At 70.4% G+C, this 18,927-nt stretch carries 19 protein-coding genes; 9 read left to right on the top strand and 10 right to left on the bottom strand.

Annotation, left to right across the window (positions count from 1 at the left end; translation table 11 throughout):
* The first annotated feature begins 205 nt into the window (after positions 1-205).
* Complete coding sequence (gene lysX / locus TTY48_RS19065) at positions 206-3,565, top strand: bifunctional lysylphosphatidylglycerol synthetase/lysine--tRNA ligase LysX (RefSeq protein WP_220659206.1); 3,360 nt, start codon at positions 206-208, stop codon at positions 3,563-3,565.
* 52 nt (positions 3,566-3,617) lie between these two features.
* The gene (locus TTY48_RS19070; RefSeq protein WP_220659207.1) at positions 3,618-4,361 is read left to right on the top strand and encodes an SDR family oxidoreductase; all 744 of its coding nucleotides are present in this window, start codon (positions 3,618-3,620) and stop codon (positions 4,359-4,361) included.
* Positions 4,362-4,363: 2 nt separating this feature from the next.
* Here the strand turns inward: TTY48_RS19070 and TTY48_RS19075 are convergent, their stop codons facing one another.
* The 3 genes from TTY48_RS19075 to TTY48_RS19085 all read right to left on the bottom strand — a co-directional run bounded on the left by TTY48_RS19075 (position 4,364) and on the right by TTY48_RS19085 (position 7,454).
* Positions 4,364-5,980 carry an alkaline phosphatase gene (locus TTY48_RS19075; protein ID WP_220659208.1) on the bottom strand — a complete coding sequence of 539 codons (1,617 nt, stop codon included), beginning with the start codon at positions 5,978-5,980 and terminating at the stop codon, positions 4,364-4,366.
* A 153-nt stretch (positions 5,981-6,133) separates the two neighbouring features.
* A complete protein-coding gene (rpsO, locus tag TTY48_RS19080) occupies positions 6,134-6,403 on the bottom strand; it encodes a 30S ribosomal protein S15 (protein ID WP_220659209.1) in 270 nt (89 codons plus the stop codon).
* 88 nt (positions 6,404-6,491) lie between these two features.
* Positions 6,492-7,454: a bifunctional riboflavin kinase/FAD synthetase gene (locus TTY48_RS19085; protein ID WP_220659210.1), complete on the bottom strand. Its 963-nt coding sequence runs from the start codon at positions 7,452-7,454 to the stop codon at positions 6,492-6,494.
* Between the two features lie 34 nt (positions 7,455-7,488).
* Here TTY48_RS19085 and TTY48_RS19090 point away from each other — a divergent pair, with 34 nt between their 5' ends.
* Positions 7,489-8,199 (top strand): metal-dependent transcriptional regulator, encoded by a 711-nt coding sequence (locus TTY48_RS19090; RefSeq protein ID WP_344184508.1) that lies wholly within the window; start codon positions 7,489-7,491, stop codon positions 8,197-8,199.
* Positions 8,200-8,328: 129 nt separating this feature from the next.
* Here the strand turns inward: TTY48_RS19090 and TTY48_RS19095 are convergent, their stop codons facing one another.
* Positions 8,329-8,931 carry a TetR/AcrR family transcriptional regulator gene (locus tag TTY48_RS19095; protein WP_220659211.1) on the bottom strand — a complete coding sequence of 201 codons (603 nt, stop codon included), beginning with the start codon at positions 8,929-8,931 and terminating at the stop codon, positions 8,329-8,331.
* A 78-nt stretch (positions 8,932-9,009) separates the two neighbouring features.
* On the opposite strand from TTY48_RS19095, the gene TTY48_RS19100 reads away from it, so the two are divergent.
* Both TTY48_RS19100 and TTY48_RS19105 read left to right on the top strand, forming a co-directional pair.
* Positions 9,010-9,765: an SDR family oxidoreductase gene (locus TTY48_RS19100; RefSeq protein WP_220659212.1), complete on the top strand. Its 756-nt coding sequence runs from the start codon at positions 9,010-9,012 to the stop codon at positions 9,763-9,765.
* Positions 9,765-10,970: a Cmx/CmrA family chloramphenicol efflux MFS transporter gene (locus tag TTY48_RS19105; protein WP_220659213.1), complete on the top strand. Its 1,206-nt coding sequence runs from the start codon at positions 9,765-9,767 to the stop codon at positions 10,968-10,970. The genes TTY48_RS19100 and TTY48_RS19105 overlap by 1 nt, the downstream gene beginning before the upstream one ends.
* Here TTY48_RS19105 and TTY48_RS19110 read toward each other — a convergent pair.
* Positions 10,904-11,575, bottom strand: coding sequence for a DNA alkylation repair protein (locus TTY48_RS19110; protein ID WP_220659214.1), 672 nt, complete (start codon positions 11,573-11,575; stop codon positions 10,904-10,906). The two genes, TTY48_RS19105 and TTY48_RS19110, sit on opposite strands and share 67 nt — an antisense overlap.
* A complete protein-coding gene (locus TTY48_RS19115; RefSeq protein ID WP_220659215.1) occupies positions 11,572-12,645 on the bottom strand; it encodes a citrate/2-methylcitrate synthase in 1,074 nt (357 codons plus the stop codon). Before TTY48_RS19115 ends, TTY48_RS19110 begins: the two co-directional genes overlap by 4 nt.
* A 54-nt stretch (positions 12,646-12,699) precedes the next feature.
* Here TTY48_RS19115 and TTY48_RS19120 point away from each other — a divergent pair, with 54 nt between their 5' ends.
* Positions 12,700-13,821, top strand: coding sequence for a citrate/2-methylcitrate synthase (locus TTY48_RS19120; protein WP_220659216.1), 1,122 nt, complete (start codon positions 12,700-12,702; stop codon positions 13,819-13,821).
* 1 nt (position 13,822) lies between these two features.
* Here TTY48_RS19120 and truB read toward each other — a convergent pair whose 3' ends face one another.
* The 3 genes from truB to TTY48_RS19135 are packed head-to-tail and all read right to left on the bottom strand — an operon-like array spanning position 13,823 to position 16,372.
* A complete protein-coding gene (gene truB / locus TTY48_RS19125; protein ID WP_220659217.1) occupies positions 13,823-14,716 on the bottom strand; it encodes a tRNA pseudouridine(55) synthase TruB in 894 nt (297 codons plus the stop codon).
* A gap of 1 nt (position 14,717) precedes the next feature.
* Complete coding sequence (locus tag TTY48_RS19130) at positions 14,718-15,386, bottom strand: 4'-phosphopantetheinyl transferase (protein WP_220659634.1); 669 nt, start codon at positions 15,384-15,386, stop codon at positions 14,718-14,720.
* Positions 15,386-16,372, bottom strand: coding sequence for a metallophosphoesterase (locus tag TTY48_RS19135; RefSeq protein ID WP_220659218.1), 987 nt, complete (start codon positions 16,370-16,372; stop codon positions 15,386-15,388). Before TTY48_RS19135 ends, TTY48_RS19130 begins: the two co-directional genes overlap by 1 nt.
* Before the next feature lie 108 nt (positions 16,373-16,480).
* On the opposite strand from TTY48_RS19135, the gene TTY48_RS19140 reads away from it, so the two are divergent.
* Together TTY48_RS19140 and TTY48_RS19145 are read left to right on the top strand one after the other, a co-directional pair.
* On the top strand, positions 16,481-17,416 hold the full coding sequence (locus tag TTY48_RS19140) for an ABC transporter substrate-binding protein (protein ID WP_220659219.1): 936 nt from the start codon (positions 16,481-16,483) through the stop codon (positions 17,414-17,416).
* Positions 17,417-17,450: 34 nt separating this feature from the next.
* Entirely contained in the window at positions 17,451-18,323 is an 873-nt protein-coding gene (locus tag TTY48_RS19145; RefSeq protein WP_220659220.1) for an ion transporter, read from the top strand.
* On the opposite strand, the gene TTY48_RS19150 is transcribed toward TTY48_RS19145, so the two are convergent.
* Positions 18,238-18,579, bottom strand: coding sequence for an HNH endonuclease (locus TTY48_RS19150; RefSeq protein WP_220659221.1), 342 nt, complete (start codon positions 18,577-18,579; stop codon positions 18,238-18,240). The two genes, TTY48_RS19145 and TTY48_RS19150, sit on opposite strands and share 86 nt — an antisense overlap.
* 71 nt (positions 18,580-18,650) lie before the next feature.
* Between TTY48_RS19150 and TTY48_RS19155 the strand changes: the two genes are divergently transcribed.
* Complete coding sequence (locus tag TTY48_RS19155; RefSeq protein WP_220659222.1) at positions 18,651-18,926, top strand: zinc ribbon domain-containing protein; 276 nt, start codon at positions 18,651-18,653, stop codon at positions 18,924-18,926.
* Position 18,927 lies beyond the last annotated feature (1 nt).

Here is an 18,927-nt window from a genome sequence, read left to right on the forward strand (position 1 = left end):
TCCGCGGACAGCGTGCTGTCGCAGGACTCCGGCGGCCACTACCGAGGACCACCCCGCAGGGAGTGACACCGTGGTGGCGCTTCGCATCGTCGTGACCGGCTTTCACCGGCGCCGACGTCGGACGGACCTGTGTCAAGGCTATCATTTGGAGTCTTTTCCACGTGAGTCGTACACGCCGGTACGCACACGCCGAGAGAGGTAGCCGATGCAGCAGAGCGTCCGCGAGCGGACCAACGAGGCCACCGCCACCTGGCTGGCGCGGGCCATGTTCTTCGCGGCCGTCGTTTCGCTGCTCGGCGCGGTGATCCGCGGCGACCGCTTCTTCAACTTCACGGCCGACATCCTGGGCGTGTTCGGCATCCCCGCCTTCCCCAGCCTCCTGTTCGTCGCGCTGCTCACGGTGCTCAGCGGAGCGCTCCGGCGGCGGCTCCGCGCGGCGCACACCGTGGCCTGTGCGCTGATGGCCCTCGAGGTCGCCGCGAACGTCCTCGTGCTCGGCCTCATCGTCACCGAGGAACTGGGCGACGAGGGGTCCGCGCGCGTCCCGTGGCTGGTGGCGAACTACTTCGAGGTCCGCTACTCCCTCCCGGGAGCGGCCCTGGCCGCGGCGGTCAGCGCGGCGACGCTGGCCCTGGCGATCTCAGCCCGGCCTGCCTTCCCGGCGCGTCTCGCGCACGGCTCGCGCCGCGCCGCGATCGGCGTGCTCACCGGCGGCCTGCTGCTGTCGTACCTCATCACGCTCGCGCTCACCTTCACCTTCCCGGGCAGGCTGCGCGGCCCCGTCGAGATCGCGGTGTGGGCCCTGCGCTCCACCTTCGGCGTCTCCCTCCCCCGGCGGCTCGACCTGATGCTCAACGGACACTCGGGACCGCCCTGGATCTACTCCTTCGCCGGTGTCATGTCGGCGACGGTGCTGATCCTGGCCCTGATGGCGTTCTGGCGGGCCGGCCGCGGCGACGAGCTGATGACCGAGCCCGAGGAGCTGGAAGTACGGCGCCTGCTGCTGACCTACGGCGAGGACGATTCGCTGGGCTACTTCGCCACCCGGCGCGACAAGTCGGTGATCGCCGCGCCCGACCGTCGGGCCGTGGTCACGAGCCGGGTGGTCGGTCCGGTCTCCATGGCCAGCGCCGACCCGATCGGCGACCGGGAATCCTGGCGCGCCGCGGTGAACGCCTGGCTGGAGGACTGCCGCCGGCACAGCCTGTACCCGGCCGTCCTGGCGGCGAGCGCCGACGGCGCCGCCGTCTACGAGGACGCCGGGCTGCGCACCCTCAACATCGGTGACGAGGCGATCATCCACGTCGACCGGTTCACGCTCAAGGGCCGCGACATGCGCGCGGTGCGGCAGGCCGTGACCCGCGTGAGCACCGCCGGCTACACCCTGCGCGTGCGTCGCCATGCCGACCTCACCGCGGAGGAACTGAGCCAGGTGGCGCAGCTCGCCGAGAAGTGGCGCGGCGAGGAGACCGAGCGCGGTTTCTCCATGGCACTCAACCGGATCGGCGATCCCGTGGACGGACGGTGCGTGCTGGTCACGGCCCACGACGCCACCGGTGAGGTGCGCGGCCTGCTCAGCTTCGTCCCGTGGGGCACCCGCGGCCTCTCGCTCGATCTGATGCGCCGCGACCGCAACGCCGAGAACGGCCTCAACGAGTTCATGGTGGCCAAGCTGGTGGAGCAGAGCGCCGAGATCGGCATCCGGCGGATCTCGTTGAACTTCGCCGTCTTCCGCGCGGTCTTCTTCGAGGCCGACCGGGTCGGCGCGGGACCGGTCACACGGATGGTGGATTCGGTCCTGAGTTTCGCCTCGAAGTTCTACCAGCTCGAGACGCTGTACCGGTCGAACGACAAGTACCGGCCCGACTGGGTGCCCCGGATCCTCTGCTACGACCCGTCGCTCACCGCAGTCCGCGCGGGCATCGCGGTCGGCACCGCCGAGGGCTTCCTCCCCCAGATCGGCCCGAAGTTCCTGTCCGGTCCCGAGGTTCCCGATCAGCAGGATCAGCGCGACCCCGAGTTCGTGGTGCGCCTGCTCGCCGAGGAGGAGCGCCTACTGCACCGCGAGGTGCCCGCCCCGAGGCTCTCCGAGCAGCAGCGTGTGCGGCGGCGCAAGCTCACCGCGATGGAGGACGCCGGGATGCCGGGCTATCCGCCATCGGTGCCGCGGACGGCCTCACTCGCCGAGGTGCGCGAGCGACTGACCGGGCTGGCCGCCGATTCCGCCACGGGGACGCAGGTCTCGGTGACCGGGCGGATCCGCGGCATCCGCGACTACGGCGGCGTCACCTTCGTCGATCTGCACGAGGGCGGTGCGCGGCTGCAGGTGATCGCCGAACGCGGGCGCACCCCGGACGATCGGCGCGCCTTCTGGCGGGAGTCGATCGACATGGGCGATCTGGTGTCGGTGACCGGGGAGATGGTCACCTCGCACATCGGTGAACTGTCGGTGCTGCTGCAGGATTGGGCGATGGCCGGCAAGTGCCTGTCACCGGTACCCAAACCCCGTGTCCGCCTGGGCGAGGAGACCAGGGCCCGCAACCGCTCGCTCGACCTCATGACCGATGAGGGCGCGGTCGATCTGCTCTACCGTCGCTCGCGCGCCGTCGCGTCGATGCGGTCCACCTTCGCGGGGCACGGCTTCACCGAGGTCGAGACGCCGATGTTGCAATCGGTGCACGGCGGCGCCGCGGCGCGCCCGTTCACCACCCACATCAACGCCTACGACATGGATCTGTACCTGCGCATCGCCCCCGAGCTGTACCTCAAGCGGTTGGCCGTGGGCGGGATGGGGAAGATCTTCGAGATCAACCGGAACTTCCGCAACGAGGGCGCCGATGCCACCCACAATCCGGAGTTCACCTCGCTCGAGGCGTATCAGGCGTACGGCGATTACACGACGATGCGCACCCTGACCCGCGAGGTGATCCTCGCCGCCGCCGTCGCGGTGAACGGGCGCCCGGTGGCGATCCGGCCCGACGGCGAGGGCGGCACCCGCGAAGTGGATCTCACCGCCGAGTGGCCCGTGACCACGGTGCACGAGGCCGTCTCCCGCGCGACGGGTACCTCGGTGACTCCCGACACCGAGGTCGAGGAGCTCGAGGCACTGTGCCGCCACTGGCACGTGGCGACCCCGACCGGGGCGTCGGCGGGCAAGCTCGTGATGGAGCTGTACGAGGGGCTGGTCGAGAAGCAGACCGAATTTCCCACGTTCTACTGCGATTTCCCGATCGAGGTCTCACCGCTGGCCCGCAAGCATCGCCGGGACCCCCGGCTGACGGAGCAGTGGGACCTGGTGGGTTTCGGCGCCGAACTGGGCACCGCGTACACCGAGCTGACCGACCCGATCGACCAGCGCGAGCGGCTCACCCAGCAGTCCATGGCCGCGGCGGCGGGCGATCCCGAGGCGATGGAGCTCGACGAGTCCTTCCTCGACGCGCTCTCCTACGCGATGCCGCCCACCGGCGGCCTCGGCATCGGCGTGGACCGCATCATCATGCTGCTCGCCGGCGTGAACATCCGTGCCACCCTGGCCTTCCCGTTCATCAAACCCCAGGACCGCTGATCCGGGTCGCGCTCGATCTGCGCACCGGCGAATTTCGTGTGATGCTCTAACTATGTCGAGACGAGCAGTGGTCACCGGTGGCGGAACGGGAATCGGAAGGGCCATCGCACAGCGGCTGGCCGAGGACGGCGACCACGTTCTCATCGTCGGGCGCAGGCAGCAGGTGCTCGCCGATACCGCCGCGGCCATCAACGCCGCAGTCGGTGCCGAGCTGGTCTCGGTCGTCGCCGCGGACCTCACCACGCCCGAGGGCGCCGAGGCGCTGGCGGGCGCCGCCACGCAGCAGGGCACCGTGGACGTCCTGGTCAACAACGTGGGCGGCAACCCCCGGCGCTCCCCCACGACGCTCACCGAGCTGGCCGATCTCTACACGGAGGCCTTCCGGCTCAACGTGATCACCGCGGTACTGACCACCGAGGCACTGCGACCGCACCTCACCCGGCCGGGCGCGCGGATCGTCTCGATCAGCTCGATCGCCGGTCTCCGCGGTCCGGGGGCCTACGGGGCGGCCAAGGCGGCGCTGCACGGCTGGTCGCTGGGCCTGGCAACCGAGGTCGCGGCCGAGGGCATCACCGTCAACGTGGTGGCCCCGGGGTTCGTGCCCGACACCGAGTTCTGGTCCGAGCGGCTCACCACCGAACTGGCGGAGAGCCGCATCGCGCAGATCCCCGCGGGCCGTCCCGGCACCCCCGCCGAGGTGGCAGCCGCAGTCTCCTACCTCGCCGCGCCCGACGCGGGCTGGACCACCGGCCAGATCCTCCAGGTCAACGGCGGTACGCTGCTCGGCCGCGGCTGATGTCAGTCGACGGTGATCTCGGGCCTCCCCGAGGGGATGGAGATCACCGCGCGGCGGTGCAGCGGCAGTCCACGGCTGGCGATCGAATCGGCCACGCGGAACTCCGCACGCCACTGATCCCGGGACAGCCGGTTGAGCACGTAGCCGCGCTGCGCGTTACCGAATTTCACGTGCGGTGAGGCCGCCTTGATGGCCTTATCGGCCTCGTCACTGTCTTTTCCGTCCTTGCCCGAGGCGATCGAGGTGCCCGCCAGTTCCACGCCGACCGTGGGAGCCTCACGCGTGTAGGTGGACTTCAGCTCCGAGACCACGTTGCGATGGATGTCCCCGACGATCGAGACCAGGTTGGAGACCCGGCGCTGCGCGGCCCCGTCGAGGATCCGGGACCGCGATGCCTCGTAGCCGCTCCAGCCGTCCATCGAGACGATCCGCCGACCGTCCGTGTTCCGCGCGAGATCGGCGATCGTGGTCTGATGCGCGAGCACGTTCCACTGTGCGCCGCCCGTGGCGAGACCGTCGAGGATCCACTTCTCCTGCGCCGCGCCCGTGATCGTGCGCGCGGGATCGGCCGTCGCCGCATCCTGCGGGCTCGCCTTGTCGTCATTCGCCTGATCGCTGCGGTACTGCCGAGTGTCGAGCACGCTGAACCGGGCCAGATCGCCGAAGTCGAAGCGCCGGTACATCCGGATGTCCGGACCGTCCGGACGCAGGGCGGCGCGCACCGGCATGTTCTCCCACCAGGCCTTGAAGGCAGCCGCGCGACGCACGATGAACTCCGACGGCGATTGCCCCTTCTCCGGAATCCCCGCGGCCCAGTTGTTCTCGACCTCGTGGTCGTCGTACGCGCAGATGAACGGTGCCGCTCGGTGCGCGGCCTGCAGGTCGGGATCGAGTTTGTAGAGCGCGTAGCGGTCGCGGTAATCGGCCAGCGTGGTCATCTCGGTCCAGGCCGACTGGGGCACCTCCGTGGTGGGCCGGCGCACCGTCGCGGGCTTGATCTCGTACTCGTAGACGTAATCGCCGAGGTGGAAGACCACATCGGGCGCCGCGGCGGCCAGATCGGCGAAGGCGTTGAAGTAGCCGTCGGTCCAGGCCTGGCAGGAGACGACGGCGAAGGACAAGGCGCTCACCCGGGCCCCGGCCGCGGGCGCCGTTCGGGTCCGGCCGATCGGCGAGACATCGGGACCGCTGCGGAATCGGTAGTAGTAATCGGTGGCCGAACGCAGGCCCCGCACGTCGACGTGCACGCTGTGGCCGTCCTGCGGCACGGCGGCGGTCTCGCCGCGCTGGATCACCGAGCGGAAACCGCGGTCCGCGGCGATCTCCCACTGGACGGCGACCGGCCGGTCGGGCATGCCGCCACCGGGCTGCAACGGACTGCGTGCGAGTCGTGTCCACAGCACCACGCCGTCGGGCAGCGGATCGCCCGAGGCGACCCCCAGCGTGAACGGGTCACCCGACTCGAGCGGCTGCGCTGCGGCGATGGGCCCGCCCATCAGCTGCGGGGTGAAGGCGACTCCGCCCACCAGGCCCATCCAGGTCATGAACCGGCGGCGGGAGGTACCCGCGGCGAGGCTGCGGTCGGGCAGGACATCGAACGTGGCTGATCGTTGCGACATGGGTACTGGTGTTACCGGGCCAATGTGACCCGGGCGACACCCCGAGGTGGCCGCCGCGACCCGGGGAGGTGAAGGACCGATGAACCGCACCCGGAGGTCAAACGCCGACGGCCCGCCCCCGAGTTCCGGGAGCGGGCCGTCGGTGAAGAACTCTTAGCGGCGCAGGCCGAGACGCTCGATGAGCGTGCGGTAGCGGTTGATGTCGACCGAGGCGACGTACTTCAGCAGACGGCGACGACGGCCGACGAGCAGCAGCAGGCCGCGACGGCTGTGGTGATCGTGCTTGTGGGTCTTGAGGTGCTCGGTGAGGTCGACGATGCGCTTGGTCAGCATCGCGACCTGGGCCTCGGGAGAACCGGTGTCGGTCTCGTGCAGGCCGTACTCGGCGAGGATGGACTTCTTCTGCTCAGTGGTGAGCGCCATGGATCGGCTCCTTGTTTCAGTATCGCGTCGCTACATCCGTGCCGCCGCCGCGAACCACAGCAGGCACGATCAACCAACTTACCAGAGGTCAGGCGATTCCCAGAATCGTCCGGGTCCTGTCGACATCGCCGCTCATGGCTTCGAGCAGCTCGTCGATCGAATCGAAGCGCACCATGCCGCGCACGCGCTCCACGAAGTCGACCGCCACGTGCTGGCCGTAGAGGTCGGCGGAGGTGTCGAGCACGAAAGCCTCGACGGTGCGCGTGCGCCCCGAGAAGGTGGGGTTGCTGCCCACCGACACGGCGGCGGGGTACCGCTCCCCCGGCGTCACCTGGCCCACGACCGGGCCGGCGCCGAGCACCGTGAACCACGCCGCGTACACGCCGTCCGCGGGGATCGCGGCGAACATCGGCGGCGCGACATTGGCGGTCGGGAAACCCAGCTCCCGGCCGCGGCCGTCGCCGCGCACGACGACGCCCTCGACGCGGTGCGGGCGCCCGAGCGCCTCCGCGGCGGCGGCCACATCGCCCGCGTCGACACAGGACCGGATGTAGGTCGACGAGAAGGTCACGGCGTGCTCGGTGAGCAGCGGCACCGAATCCACTGAGAAGCCGAATTTGCGGCCCAGCGTGGTGAGCATCTCGACGTTGCCGAGGGCGCGGTATCCGAAGGTGAAGTTGTCGCCCACCACCACGGCGGCGGCGTGCAGGCGCTCGACCAGAACGGAATGCACGAAATCCTCGGCCGGCTGCGCCATGACGGTGGCGGTGAAGGGCATCACGCAGAAGACGTCGATGCCGAGCTCCTCGGCGAGTTCGGCGCGCCGCGTGAGCGTGGTCAGTTGCGGCGGATGCGATCCGGGCCGCACCACTTCGGCGGGATGGGGGTCGAAGGTCATGAGCACGGCCGGCAGGCCGCGGGCATGCGCCTCCGCGGTCGCCCGTGCGATCAATTGGGCGTGTCCGCGGTGTACACCGTCGAACACGCCGATCGTCACCACACAGCGTCCCCAGTCCGCGGGAACGTCATCGAGCCCTCGCCAGCGAAGCACGCACTCACCCTATCGGACCGCCTATGGTGGACGCGTGAGTAAGCCTCCCCTGTCTGATTCGCGGCCCGCCCCCGCCCGGCCCGTGAGCGAGCTGTCCGCGGTCACACAGGACTACCTGAAGCAGATCTGGACCGCTCAGGAGTGGTCCGATGTGAAGGTCAGCACGAAGTCGCTCTCCGATGCGCTCGGCGTCTCCGCCTCCACCGCGTCCGAGGCCATCCGCAAACTCGCCGATCAAGGTCTGGTCAATCACGCCAAGTACGGCGCGGTGACCCTGACCGATGCCGGCCGGGCGGCGGCCACCGCGATGGTGCGGCGCCACCGGCTCCTGGAGACCTTCCTGGTGTCGGAACTGGGCTACGGCTGGGACGAGGTGCACGACGAGGCCGAGGTCCTCGAGCACGCCGTCTCCGAGCGGTTCCTGGCCCGGCTCGACGAGCGGCTCGGCTTCCCCGAGCGCGATCCGCACGGCGATCCGATCCCCCAACCCGACGGCACCGTCCCCACGCCCGACGCCCGGCTGCTCTCGGAGCTCGGCGCGGGGCAGACGTGCACCGTGGCCCGGATCTCCGACGCCGACCCGGAGATGCTGCGCTACTTCCAAGAGGTGGGCATCGCGCCCGACGCACGCATCGACGTGGTGGAACTACGCAAGTTCCTCGGGACGATCGCGGTTACCGTCAACGACGGTGCGCCCCTCGACCTGGGAGATGTGGCCGCCCAGTCGATCTGGGTCCGGGACTGACCAGGCGCCGCGCCGGGCGTACGCCCAGCCGGCGGCGCGCAGCACCATGAGGAGCGTGACCGCGTTGTGCGCGTACTTCGGCGCGGCACGGTGCGCATGCCTCCACCATGAAATCAACTGACCCGACAATCAATCGTTGATTCGTTCCCACACGCCGCGGGCGATCGCGGCGACCGCCTCCAACTCCACCAGCGGGACGCCCTCGCGGGCCGCCTCGGCGAGCCCGTTGAGCGAACTCATCGTGAATCGGGCCAACGCCTGCGGATCGACATCGGCGGGCAACTCGCCGGCGGCGACGTCGCGCCGGATGCGGTCCGTCAGTCGCGCGACGTTGGCCGATCGCATCGCGATCATCCATCCGGCGACACCCTCGTCCGCGGTTCCCGCGTCGCCACTGACGACCAGACAGCCCCGCGGCAGCCCGTCGCGGGTGTACCGCGCCGGCCCCTCGGTGAGCAGCCGGATCGCGGCGTCCCGCGCCGTCGCCCCCTCCGCGAGCGCGAGGTCGATGAATCCGCCGTACCGACGGTCGTACTCCCCGACCGCCTCCTCGAACAGGCTGCGCTTGTCACCGAAGGCGCGATACAGGCTGGGCGCCTCCACCCCCAGCCGCTCCGTGAGGTCGCGCACCGAGGTCGCCTCGTAGCCGCGTTCCCAGAACAGCTTCGCGGCCGCATCCAGCGCCGCATCCCGATCGAAGGAACGCGGTCGCCCGCGGGTCGAGGTAGCCATGCAAGACATTCTATAGCGATCGCTACGTAATCTGCTACGGTACTTCCGTAACGATCACTACGTTATTGGAGGAGCGACATGGAACAGGACCTGACCGGCAAGTCAGCGCTGGTCACCGGCGGCGGGCGCGGGATCGGCAGGGCGATCGCGGAGAACCTCGGCGCCCGCGGCGCGCGGGTCGCCGTGCACTACGGCAGCAACGCCGACGCCGCCCGGGAGACCGTGGAGCGGATCGAGGCCGGGGGCGGCGCCGCGGTGGCCATCGCGGCCGAACTGGGAACGACGGGAGACGCCGAGACGCTGTGGACCGAGTACGACGCCCACTTCGACGGCGTCGACATCCTGATCAACAACGCCGGCATCCTCGGCGGGCGGCTCCCGTTCCAGGACGTCACGGTGGACGCCTTCGATCTGGTGCACGCGGTGAATGCCCGCGCCCCCTTCTTCGTGACGCAGCGCGGCCTCCCGCGCCTGCGCGACGGCGGCCGGATCGTGAACATCTCCACGCGCTTCACCCACGGCTCGTACAACCCCTCCCTCCTGCCCTACGCGATGTCGAAGGCCGCGGTCGACGCACTCACCTACGCCCTGGCCAAAGAACTCGCTCCCCGATCGATCACCGTCAACGCCGTGGGTCCGGGCGGCACCGCGACCGAGATGAACGCCGCCCGGCTCGCCACCGAGGAGGGACGCGCCGCCATGGCAGCCGACTCACCCCTCGGCCGAATCGGACAGCCCGCGGACGTGGCGGGCATCGTCGGCTTCCTGGTATCCGACGCCGCCGCCTGGGTGACGGGACAGTGGATCGACGCCAGCGGAGGGTCGCTGCTCTGATGCCCCTCGCCATCGTGATCCTCGGATTCGGCATCTTCGCCCAGGGAACCTCGGAGATGATGCTCGCCGGGCTGCTGCCCGAGCTCGCCGTCGACCTCGGAATATCCATTCCCCGTGCGGGACTCCTGATCTCGGGCTTCGCCGTCGGCATGATGGTGGGCGCACCGGTGCTGGCGCTGGCCACCCTGCGCTGGCCCAAGCGGCGCGCGCTGCTGGTGTTCACCGCGGTCTTCGCCGTCACCCACCTGATCAGCGCCGCCACGGACTCGTTCGCGGTGCTCCTCGCGATGCGCTTCGCGGGCGCCTTCGTCTACGCGGGCTTCTGGGCGGTGGCCGCCACCACCGCGATGGCGCTGGTCCCCGCGGACCGGCGCGGGCGGGCGATGAGCGTGATCGCGGGCGGGCTCACCGTGGCCACCGTGATCGGCCTGCCCGCGGGAACCGTGCTCGGACAGCACGCGGGATGGCGGGCGACCTTCCTGGCCGTCGCGGTCGCCACCGCGGTGGCGGGAATCGCGGTGGCCGTGACGGTGCCGCGGGACGTCGGCGGTGGCGCGTCGGCGCGCCCCCGGGAGGAGATCCGGGGACTGCGCGTCCCCCGGCTGTGGCTCTCCTACGCCATCACTGCGACGTCCGTGGCGGCACTGTTGATCTCGTTCGGCTACCTCGGCGCGATGCTCATCGACACCACCCGGCTCGCACCGAGCACCGTCCCGCTGGTGCTGGCGCTGTACGGGGTCGGTGCGGTCGGGGGCATCGCGCTCGGCGGACGCATCGCGGACCGGCACCCGATGTCGACCCTGGTCGCGGGTACCGCGGCCCTGGCGATCGTCTCGCTAGTCCTGGCGGCGGCTCTCCCCCAGGCGATTCCGACTGCGATCGCGGCCGGGGCGCTCGGCGCCGCGGGCTTCGTGACCAACCCGGTGTTGAACTCGAGGATCTTCGGATTGGCTCCCGGCGCACCGGCCCTGGCGCCCGCCTTCACCGCCGCCGCCTTCAACGTGGGCATCGCCTTCGGTCCCTGGTTCGGTGGCGCCCTACTCGATCAGGGACTGGGCTACCGCGCACTGCCGGTCGCCGGTGCCGTCCTCGCGGCGGTTGCCGTGGCGCTGGTCCTGGCGGATGCGCGGATGCAGCGTCAGAGGTTCTTGAGCGCCTCGCGTGTGGACAGCCCGCTCAGCACGTCCTCGTGTTCGGCCACGTAATCGCGGACCCATGCGGGATCGGTCTTGGCGTGCTCACGCAGCGCCCACCCGATCGCCTTGCGGAGGAAGAACTCCGATTCGGACAGGGCCGGTTCGATCACCTCGGTCAGCAGCGCGGTGTCGAGCCGGTCCTTGCGGCCGAGCTGCGAGATGATCGCCAGCCGGCGCAGCCACAGGTTCTCGCCCCGGCTCCACAACCGCACGGCATCGGCGGTCCGGTCGGGGTACTCGTCGTGCAGATCAGCGATGTGGCGGGCCACCTCGTCCACGTGATCCCACCAGGCCCCGGTGACCGCGATGTGCTCGTGCAGCGGCAGCAGATCGAACCGGCCCTTGGTGAGCCGCCCACGGAGCAGGTGCTGAGCGGCGTAGCGCTCCTCGCGGTAGGCGGCGCCGTCCCACAGGTCGTTCACGGTGCCGAGCAGATCGTCGAGATCGGTCGGTGTGTGCTCGCGCCGGGCCGCGGAGGTGATCGAGCGTGCCAGCGGCGCCGGAACACCGAGGAAGGGCATCGTCGATTTCATGTAGGCCTGCATCTTCGGCGCCCGTTCGGGATCGGCGGCGGCGCGCAGGTCCGCCCGGATCGCCTCGGCCAGTGCGGTCATCGCTCTCCCCCGCTGTTCGATCCGCGCCACCGCAGCGGCGCCTCGTCGTACTCCTCGGCGATGTGCGCGGCCATCCCCACGGTGCGACCGTACTGGAACAGCACCTCGCCCGTCTGCGGCGGCAGTTCCAGCGTCAACGCGACGACCGCACCCGCGAGATCGATGTTGATGCGGCGGTCCACCCGCTCCGCCACCGCGGCGAGCGCCGCGAGCGCGGGTGCCTCCGGCCGCTGGGCGCGCACCAGGTCGAGCACCACGGTCGCCCGCGGATCGTGATCGGTGTACACGATGTGCCCGAACCCGGGGACGGCTCCGCCACCGGCCGATTCGGCGATCACCTCGTCCACGTCGTCACCACGCAGCACCCTCTCCAGCAGCCGGTACGCCGCGAGCGGGGCACCGCCGTGCAGCGGTCCGGACATGGCGCCGTAGCCGGCCACGAGGGCGTCGAGCAGGCCGGCCCGGGCGGAGGCCGCGACCCGGGCCGCCGTGGTGGAGGCGGCGAGACCGTTGTCGATGAGACAGGTCGCGAGTGCATCGATCCACGGATGATCGAGCCGCACCTCCGGGACCAGGTCCGCGAGTACGGGGAGCAACCCCAGCGCCCGCTCAGCCACCGAGGAGCGGTCCGCCCGCAGCGGATCGTGTGCGGCGAGTAGCGCCACGGCGAGTGGGATGCGCCGCTCCAGGCTCACGGCCCGCGCGACGTCGAGCGCCACGTCCGGCGGTGGGTGCGCCACCGCGGTCTGCAGCACGAAGCGGGAGGCGCCGCCGAAATCCATCGCCGTGCACACGGATTCGATCGACCGTCCGCGCAGGAACAACCGATCGTCGCGCAACGCCGAGACCCGGGTGGTCACGGCCCGGAACCGCAGTAGCCGCTCGGCCTCGCGCCGGCCGTCGTGTTTGGCGGCGGCCAGCGAATCGATCTGCGTCCGATCGAACAGCGACTCCGCCTGCCCCGGCATCCGGCGCGAGACGAGCACGCCGCGGCTCACGTAGGAGTACAGCGTGCCGCGCTTCACCCCGAGCCGCTGCGCGGCCTCCGTCGTGGTGATCCAGGTGTCCACAGGGTTGATTCAATCAACATTGCAGACATTGATCAACATCGCCAGACTCGGGGCATGACCAGTGCGATCACCGCCCCGCGCGGACTCAAGAACGTCGTCGTGGCCGACACCGAACTCGGTGACGTCCGCGGTGAACAGGGCTTCTTCCACTACCGCGACCGCGACGCCACCGTGCTCGCCCGCACCCGCCCGTTCGAGGACGTCTGGCAGCTCATGCTCGACGGCGCACTCCCCACCCCCGAGCAGTCCGCCGTCTTCGCCCGCCGCATCGGCGAGCTGCGTGCGATCCCCGGCGGCACCGTGGACCTGCTGCGCGCCACGGTCACCGAGGGCGCCGACCCGCTGCGCGCCCTGCGGATCGCCCTCTCCGCGCTCGGCCTCGACGATCGCCCGATGCTCGACCTCCCGGAGGAGGCCCGGCGGGAGGCGGCGCTGCGCTACGCGGCGGCCTTCCCCACCATCCTGGCGGCGGCGCACCGTCTGGCGAACGGACTGGACGTGCTCGACCCCGATCCGGAGGCGGCACACGCGGCCGACTACCTGCGGATGGCCACCGGCGCAGCGAATCCGAGGGATGTGGCCGCCGTGCAGACCTATCTCGTGGCCACGATCGACCACGGCTTCAACGCCTCGACCTTCGCCGGACGCGTGATCGCCTCCGCCGGATCGGATATGGCCTCCTGCCTACTGGGGGCGGTCGGCGCCTTCCTCGGCCCCCTGCACGGCGGCGCGCCGAGCCGCGCTCTCGCCGCACTCGACGCGATCGGCGACCCGTCGAACACCCGCGCCTGGGTGCGCGAACGGATCGCGAACGAGGAGAAGATCATGGGTTTCGGGCACGCCGTGTACCGCACGCACGACCCGCGCTCGGAACTGCTCAAGCAGGTCGCGATGGGTTACGACAGCGCGCTGGTGCGGCGGGCCACCGCGGTGGAGCGCGAGATCGAATCGGCCATCAACGAACTCAAGCCGGGCCGCAGGCTATACGCGAACGTCGAGTACTACGCGGGGGTCGTGATGAGCGAGGCCGGCCTGCCGCCGTCGATGTTCACCCCCACCTTCGCAGTGGCCCGCGTGGTCGGCTGGACCGCGAACATCCTCGAACAGGCCCGCGACGGCAAGATCATCCGGCCGTCCGCGCGCTACGTGGGCCCCGCACCGATCCCGGGCGTGTGATTCAGGCGGCGGGCCGCACCACGAAGACCGAGCTCGCCCGCTTGCCGGACTCCTCGAGCAGTGCGATGGCCCGTCCGCCGGGCGCCACGGCGGCGTACACGCCGGGCATCCCGATCGGTTCGAGCCACCGCCCCAGCGAGAGGTCGACGGCCTGCTCCTCGGTGATCTCACGCACCGCGAAACCCGTTGCCACGGCGGCGTCGATGTCGTACGACAGGCGCGGCTGCTCGAAGAGATCGTCGATCGTGATCGCCTGGTCCAGCCCGAAGGGCCCGACGCGGGTGCGGCGCAGCGCGGTCAGGTGGCCACCCACGCCGAGCGCCGCGCCGAGGTCCCGGGCCAGCGCCCGCACGTAGGTGCCCGATGAGCACTCCACGTGCACATCGACATCGAGGAAATCGCCGTCGCGCCGGAAGGCCGACGCCGAGAACTCGTCGACCCGCACCGGGCGCGCCTTGAGCTGCACGTCCGCTCCCTCCCGGACCAACTGGTGCGCCCGCTTACCGTCGACCTTGATGGCGCTCACGGAGGACGGCACCTGCTCGATATCGCCGGTGAGCGGCACCATGGCGGCCAGGACCTCGGCCTCCGAGATCCCGGACGCCGCGGCGCCGCCGGTGATCTCGCCCTCGGCGTCGTCGGTCGAGGTACTGGCCCCGAGCCGGACGGTGGCGGAGTAGGCCTTGGTGGTGAGCGCGAGGTGGCCGAGCAGTTTCGTGGCACGTTCGATGCCGATCACCAGCACGCCCGTCGCCATCGGATCGAGTGTGCCCGCGTGGCCCACCTTCCGGGTGCCCATTGCGCGGCGGCAGCGCGCAACCACGTCGTGACTGGTGAGGCCCGCCGGCTTGTCGACGATGATCAGTCCGGCGCCGTCCGGTTCGAGATAGGCCACCTCACACCACCGCGATCGAGGTCACGATGAGGCCGTCGACGATGCGCCACCGGCCGTCGAAGGAGGCGACCGGAGCCCCGCCGTCCGTCGCCTTCCCGTCGATCAGGATCCGCGAGTGGAACGTTCCCTCGGCGGCGTCGTCGGTCCGCGCACCGAGCTCGAAGGTGATCTCCGCGTCCTCGAAACCCAGCCACCGGCCCGTGATCGGGTTCCAGGCCTTGTACGTGGCCTCCTTGGCGCAGAACAGGAGCCGGTCCCAGTGCAGGCCGTCCTCGGGGCGGGCGGCGAGCACCTCGCGCTCGGACTCGACCGACACCGAGGGCAGCACCTTGTCCGGGAGCGGTAGGTGCGGCTCAGCGTCGATCCCGATGGTGCGCACCCCCATCCGGTAGCCCACCACCGCGCCGCGGTAGCCGTCGCAATGGGTGAGCGCGCCGACCACATTGCGCGGCCAGTCGACACCGCCGCCCTCGCCCTTGACCAGCACGGCATCGCCGATGCCCAACTCGCCCAGCGCGTCCCGCGCCAGATAACGCACCGTCGCGTACTCGGCCTGACGCTTGGGGACCGCCTTGGCGATCTGCGCGGCCTCCCGCGGATGCAGCGGGGCGTCCACATCGGAGTGGGACTCCCGTGCCACCACTCCCCGCGGCATCATCGACTGCAGGATCACTTCTTCCCCTCCCGGGCCTCGCGCGCCGCCCGGCGCTCCGCCACGCGCTGCCGCGCCGCATCGCGCATGTTCGCCACTCGTTCCCGTGCCTTCGCCGCCTCCGCCGGATCCACGGTGAAGTGCACGCCGTACTCGCCCAGCGATTCCTCGGTGTAACCGGGGGCGGGCAAAATCTGCCGCAGGAAGGGCTCGGGCAGCCCGCGCTGCTTCCACTCCCGCGGATAGCCCACCGACACCTCCTCGAACCGCACCCCGTCGTACCAGGTGGTGCGCGGAATGTGCAGGTGCCCGTACACCGCCGCCTCGGCGTTGTACCGCACGTGCCAATCCGCGGTCTCGACCGTGCCGCACCACAGCGCGAAGTCCGGATAGAACAGCACCTCGGTGGGCTCGCGGCGCAGCGGCCAGTGGTTGATCAGCACCGTCTTCGTGTCCGCGGGCAGCGCGGCCAGCCGGCGACGCGTGTACTCCAGTCGCGCCCGGCACCAGGCGTCGCGGGTGGCGTAGGGCTCGGCCGAGAGCAGGAACTCGTCGGTGGCCACCACGTTGTTCTCGCGCGCCGCGGCCAGCGCCTGCAGCGCGGTCTTATCGGCGTCGCGGAAGGTGTAGTCGTAGAGCAAGAACATCGGCACCAGCGTCACGGGTCCGAGCTCGGGATCGTCGAAAACGGGGTACGGGTCCTCCGGCGTGAGCACGCCGTGGCTGCGGCACAGGTCCACGAGATGGTCGTAGCGGGCCTCGCCGAAGACCTGCATAGGGTCCTTCGCGGTGGTGTAGAGCTCGTGGTTGCCGGGCACCCAGATGACCTTCGCGAACCGCGGGGCCACGGCGGCCAGCACCTCGTCGAGCGCATCCGTGCGCTCGCAGATGTCACCCGCCAGGATCAGCCAGTCGTCCGGCGACTCCGGCTGGATCCGCTCGACGATCACCTCGTTGCCGCGATGCCCGACGTGCAGGTCACTGATCGCAAAGAGCTTCGCCACCCCTCCACGCTACCGGCCGGTGCGTCGCGCCACCGACGCCGCACGGCGATGCGATCCCAAGAATTTAGGCAAGGTAACCCTAATGTCCGAATGCTAGGGTCTCGATCCATGACCACCGCACCGCGGCCCACGCGCCGCCGTTTCCTCGCCGCCTCGCTCGCCGTCGCGACCGCCGCCACCCTCGTCGCCTGCGGCTCGAGCGATACCGGCACAGCGGCGCCCACACGCACCGTCGACCACGCGATGGGCCGGACGAAGGTGCCCGAGAACCCCACGCGGATCGTGGTCATCGACTCACCGCACCTGGACGCGCTGGTCTCGCTCGGCATCAAGCCCGTGGGCGCCTCGGAGTCCGCCGCGAAGGCGGGCTTCCCCGGCTACCTCCGCGACAAGCTCGACGGCACCGAATCCGTGGGCCTGACCACGAGCCCCGATCTCGAGGCCATCGCCAAGCTCAAGCCCGATCTGATCATCGGCTCGAAGGTGCGCCACGAGAAGATCTACCCGCAGCTCAGCGCCATCGCCCCCACCGTCTACTCGGTGGACACCGGGACGAACTGGAAGGAGCAGGCCACCATCACCGCACTCGCGGTGAACCGGACGGACCAGATGAACACGCAGCTGGCCGACCTCGACGCCCGCGCCGCGGAGGTGGGCAAGCAGGTGGGCGCCCCCGGCACCTCCGTCTCCATCGTCCGGTTCCGCGCCTCCGGATTCCGGCTCTACGGTCCCGACACGTTCTCGGGCTCCGTGCTCACCTCGATGGGCTTCACCATCCCGCCGAAGCAGTGGAACGAGTACTCGATGATCGAGACCTCGCTGGAGAACTTCGGGGAGATCAACGGCGATTCGATCTTCTACACCCTCGGCGCCAACGCCGCACCGTCCGCGCAGACCGTCACCCAGCGCTGGGGCGCCCTGCCCGCCGTGGCCGCGAACCGCGCGCACGCGGTCGAGGACGAGACGTGGATGGTGGGCATCGGCGTGATCGGCGCCGGCCGGATCATCGACGACGTGCAGCGCGTCGCCACACCGAAGGCGTGACCACCCGCCGCGCCGCTCAGTAGTCTCGGAGGCGATGACCGCTACCGCAACCGAAGAACTCGGCGCGTACCCGCGCAAACCGCCCGTCCTGTGGACCGATTGGGCCATGGTCGGCCTCGCCGTCGTCTCCGTCGCCCTGATCGCGTGGATCAGCTTCTTCGACGTGGCGAAATCCACCGAGACCACCATCTTCATCGTCGACGGCGTGATCTGCGCGATCTTCGCCGCCGAGTTCCTGTGGCGGTGGCGGCGCGTGGGCTGGCACCACAAGTTCCTGCTCCACAACTGGTACGAGGTGCTCGGCATGGTGCCGGCGTTCGTGCTCACGGCGCCGTGGTTCCGCGCCTTCCGCCTGCTGCGCATCATCGTGGCGCTGGCCCGGCTGGCCCGCGCGATCGACCGGGTCTACGGCGACCGGATCACCGCCGCCGTGGTCAACCGCGCCACGGGCACCGTGGTGGAGGCGGTGAAGCGCCCGATCACCGTCGCGGTGCTCGACGAGGTGGCCGACGTGCTGCGGACCGGCAACTACACCGCCAACATCGCCGCGGCCCTCGAGGAGAACCGCGGCGAGATGGACGAGATGATCCTGGAGACGGTCAAGAACGACCCGCAGACCAAGCGGGTCAAGTACATCCCGTTCCACGACGACATCATCCGGCTGATCACCGACACCGTCTTCCGGATGGTCTTCCAGGTGCTCAAGGATCCGCGCACCGACGAGCTGGTCTCCGACGTGCTTCGGGAGAACATCGACCAGATGCGGGCGGCGGTGCAGCGCAAAGACGATCAGGACAAGCGGGCCGCGGCGACGGCGCAGCTCACTGCCGGAGCCGGTACAGGATCTCCGCATGCCCCTGCAGGAAGGCCTTCTCGTCCAGGCGCTTCCGGCGCATCCACCCCGTGACCTCGGAATTGCACTTGCTGGCGTTGCACGAGCGGCACGCGGGCACCACGTTCTCGCGGGTGTAGCGGCCCCCGCGGGAGATGGGCAGTACGCAGTCCTTCTGGAAGGGCCCCGGCGCCCCGCAGTAGGCGCAGGCACCCCACAGTTCGACGAGCAGACTCCAGTCCTGCGGGGTCAGATCGTTGTCGGCGGCGGCCACGCGGCGCGCTCGGCGCCGCGCGATCACGGCCTTGCGGCTGCGGCTCTTGGGTGGCATCGGCGGTAACGCTACCCCCGGACCTGATGGAAAACCTGCACGGATCGGGTAGCACCGATACGGTACTAAACATGCCGACCTACGAATTCCGGTGCCGCAGTTGCGGACCGTTCGACGCGGTCTTCTCGATGCGCGATGTCCCCGATGCCACGGCGTGTCGCTGCGGCGAACAGTCGCCCCGCGGCATCACCGCACCACGACTGGGCGCGGGCGCCTCGGGCGCGATGCGCCTGCTCGACGCCACCAAGGCCACCGCCGAACGGCCCGCAGTGGTCAGCAGCCCGGGCCCGCGGTCCGGCGGCGGCGCACCGTCGAACCCGCGGCACGCAGCGCTCCCCCGTCCCTGAA

Origin of the sequence: Tsukamurella sp. TY48, from assembly GCF_019656655.1 — a bacterium.
Classification (GTDB): Bacteria; Actinomycetota; Actinomycetes; order Mycobacteriales; family Mycobacteriaceae; genus Tsukamurella; species Tsukamurella strandjordii.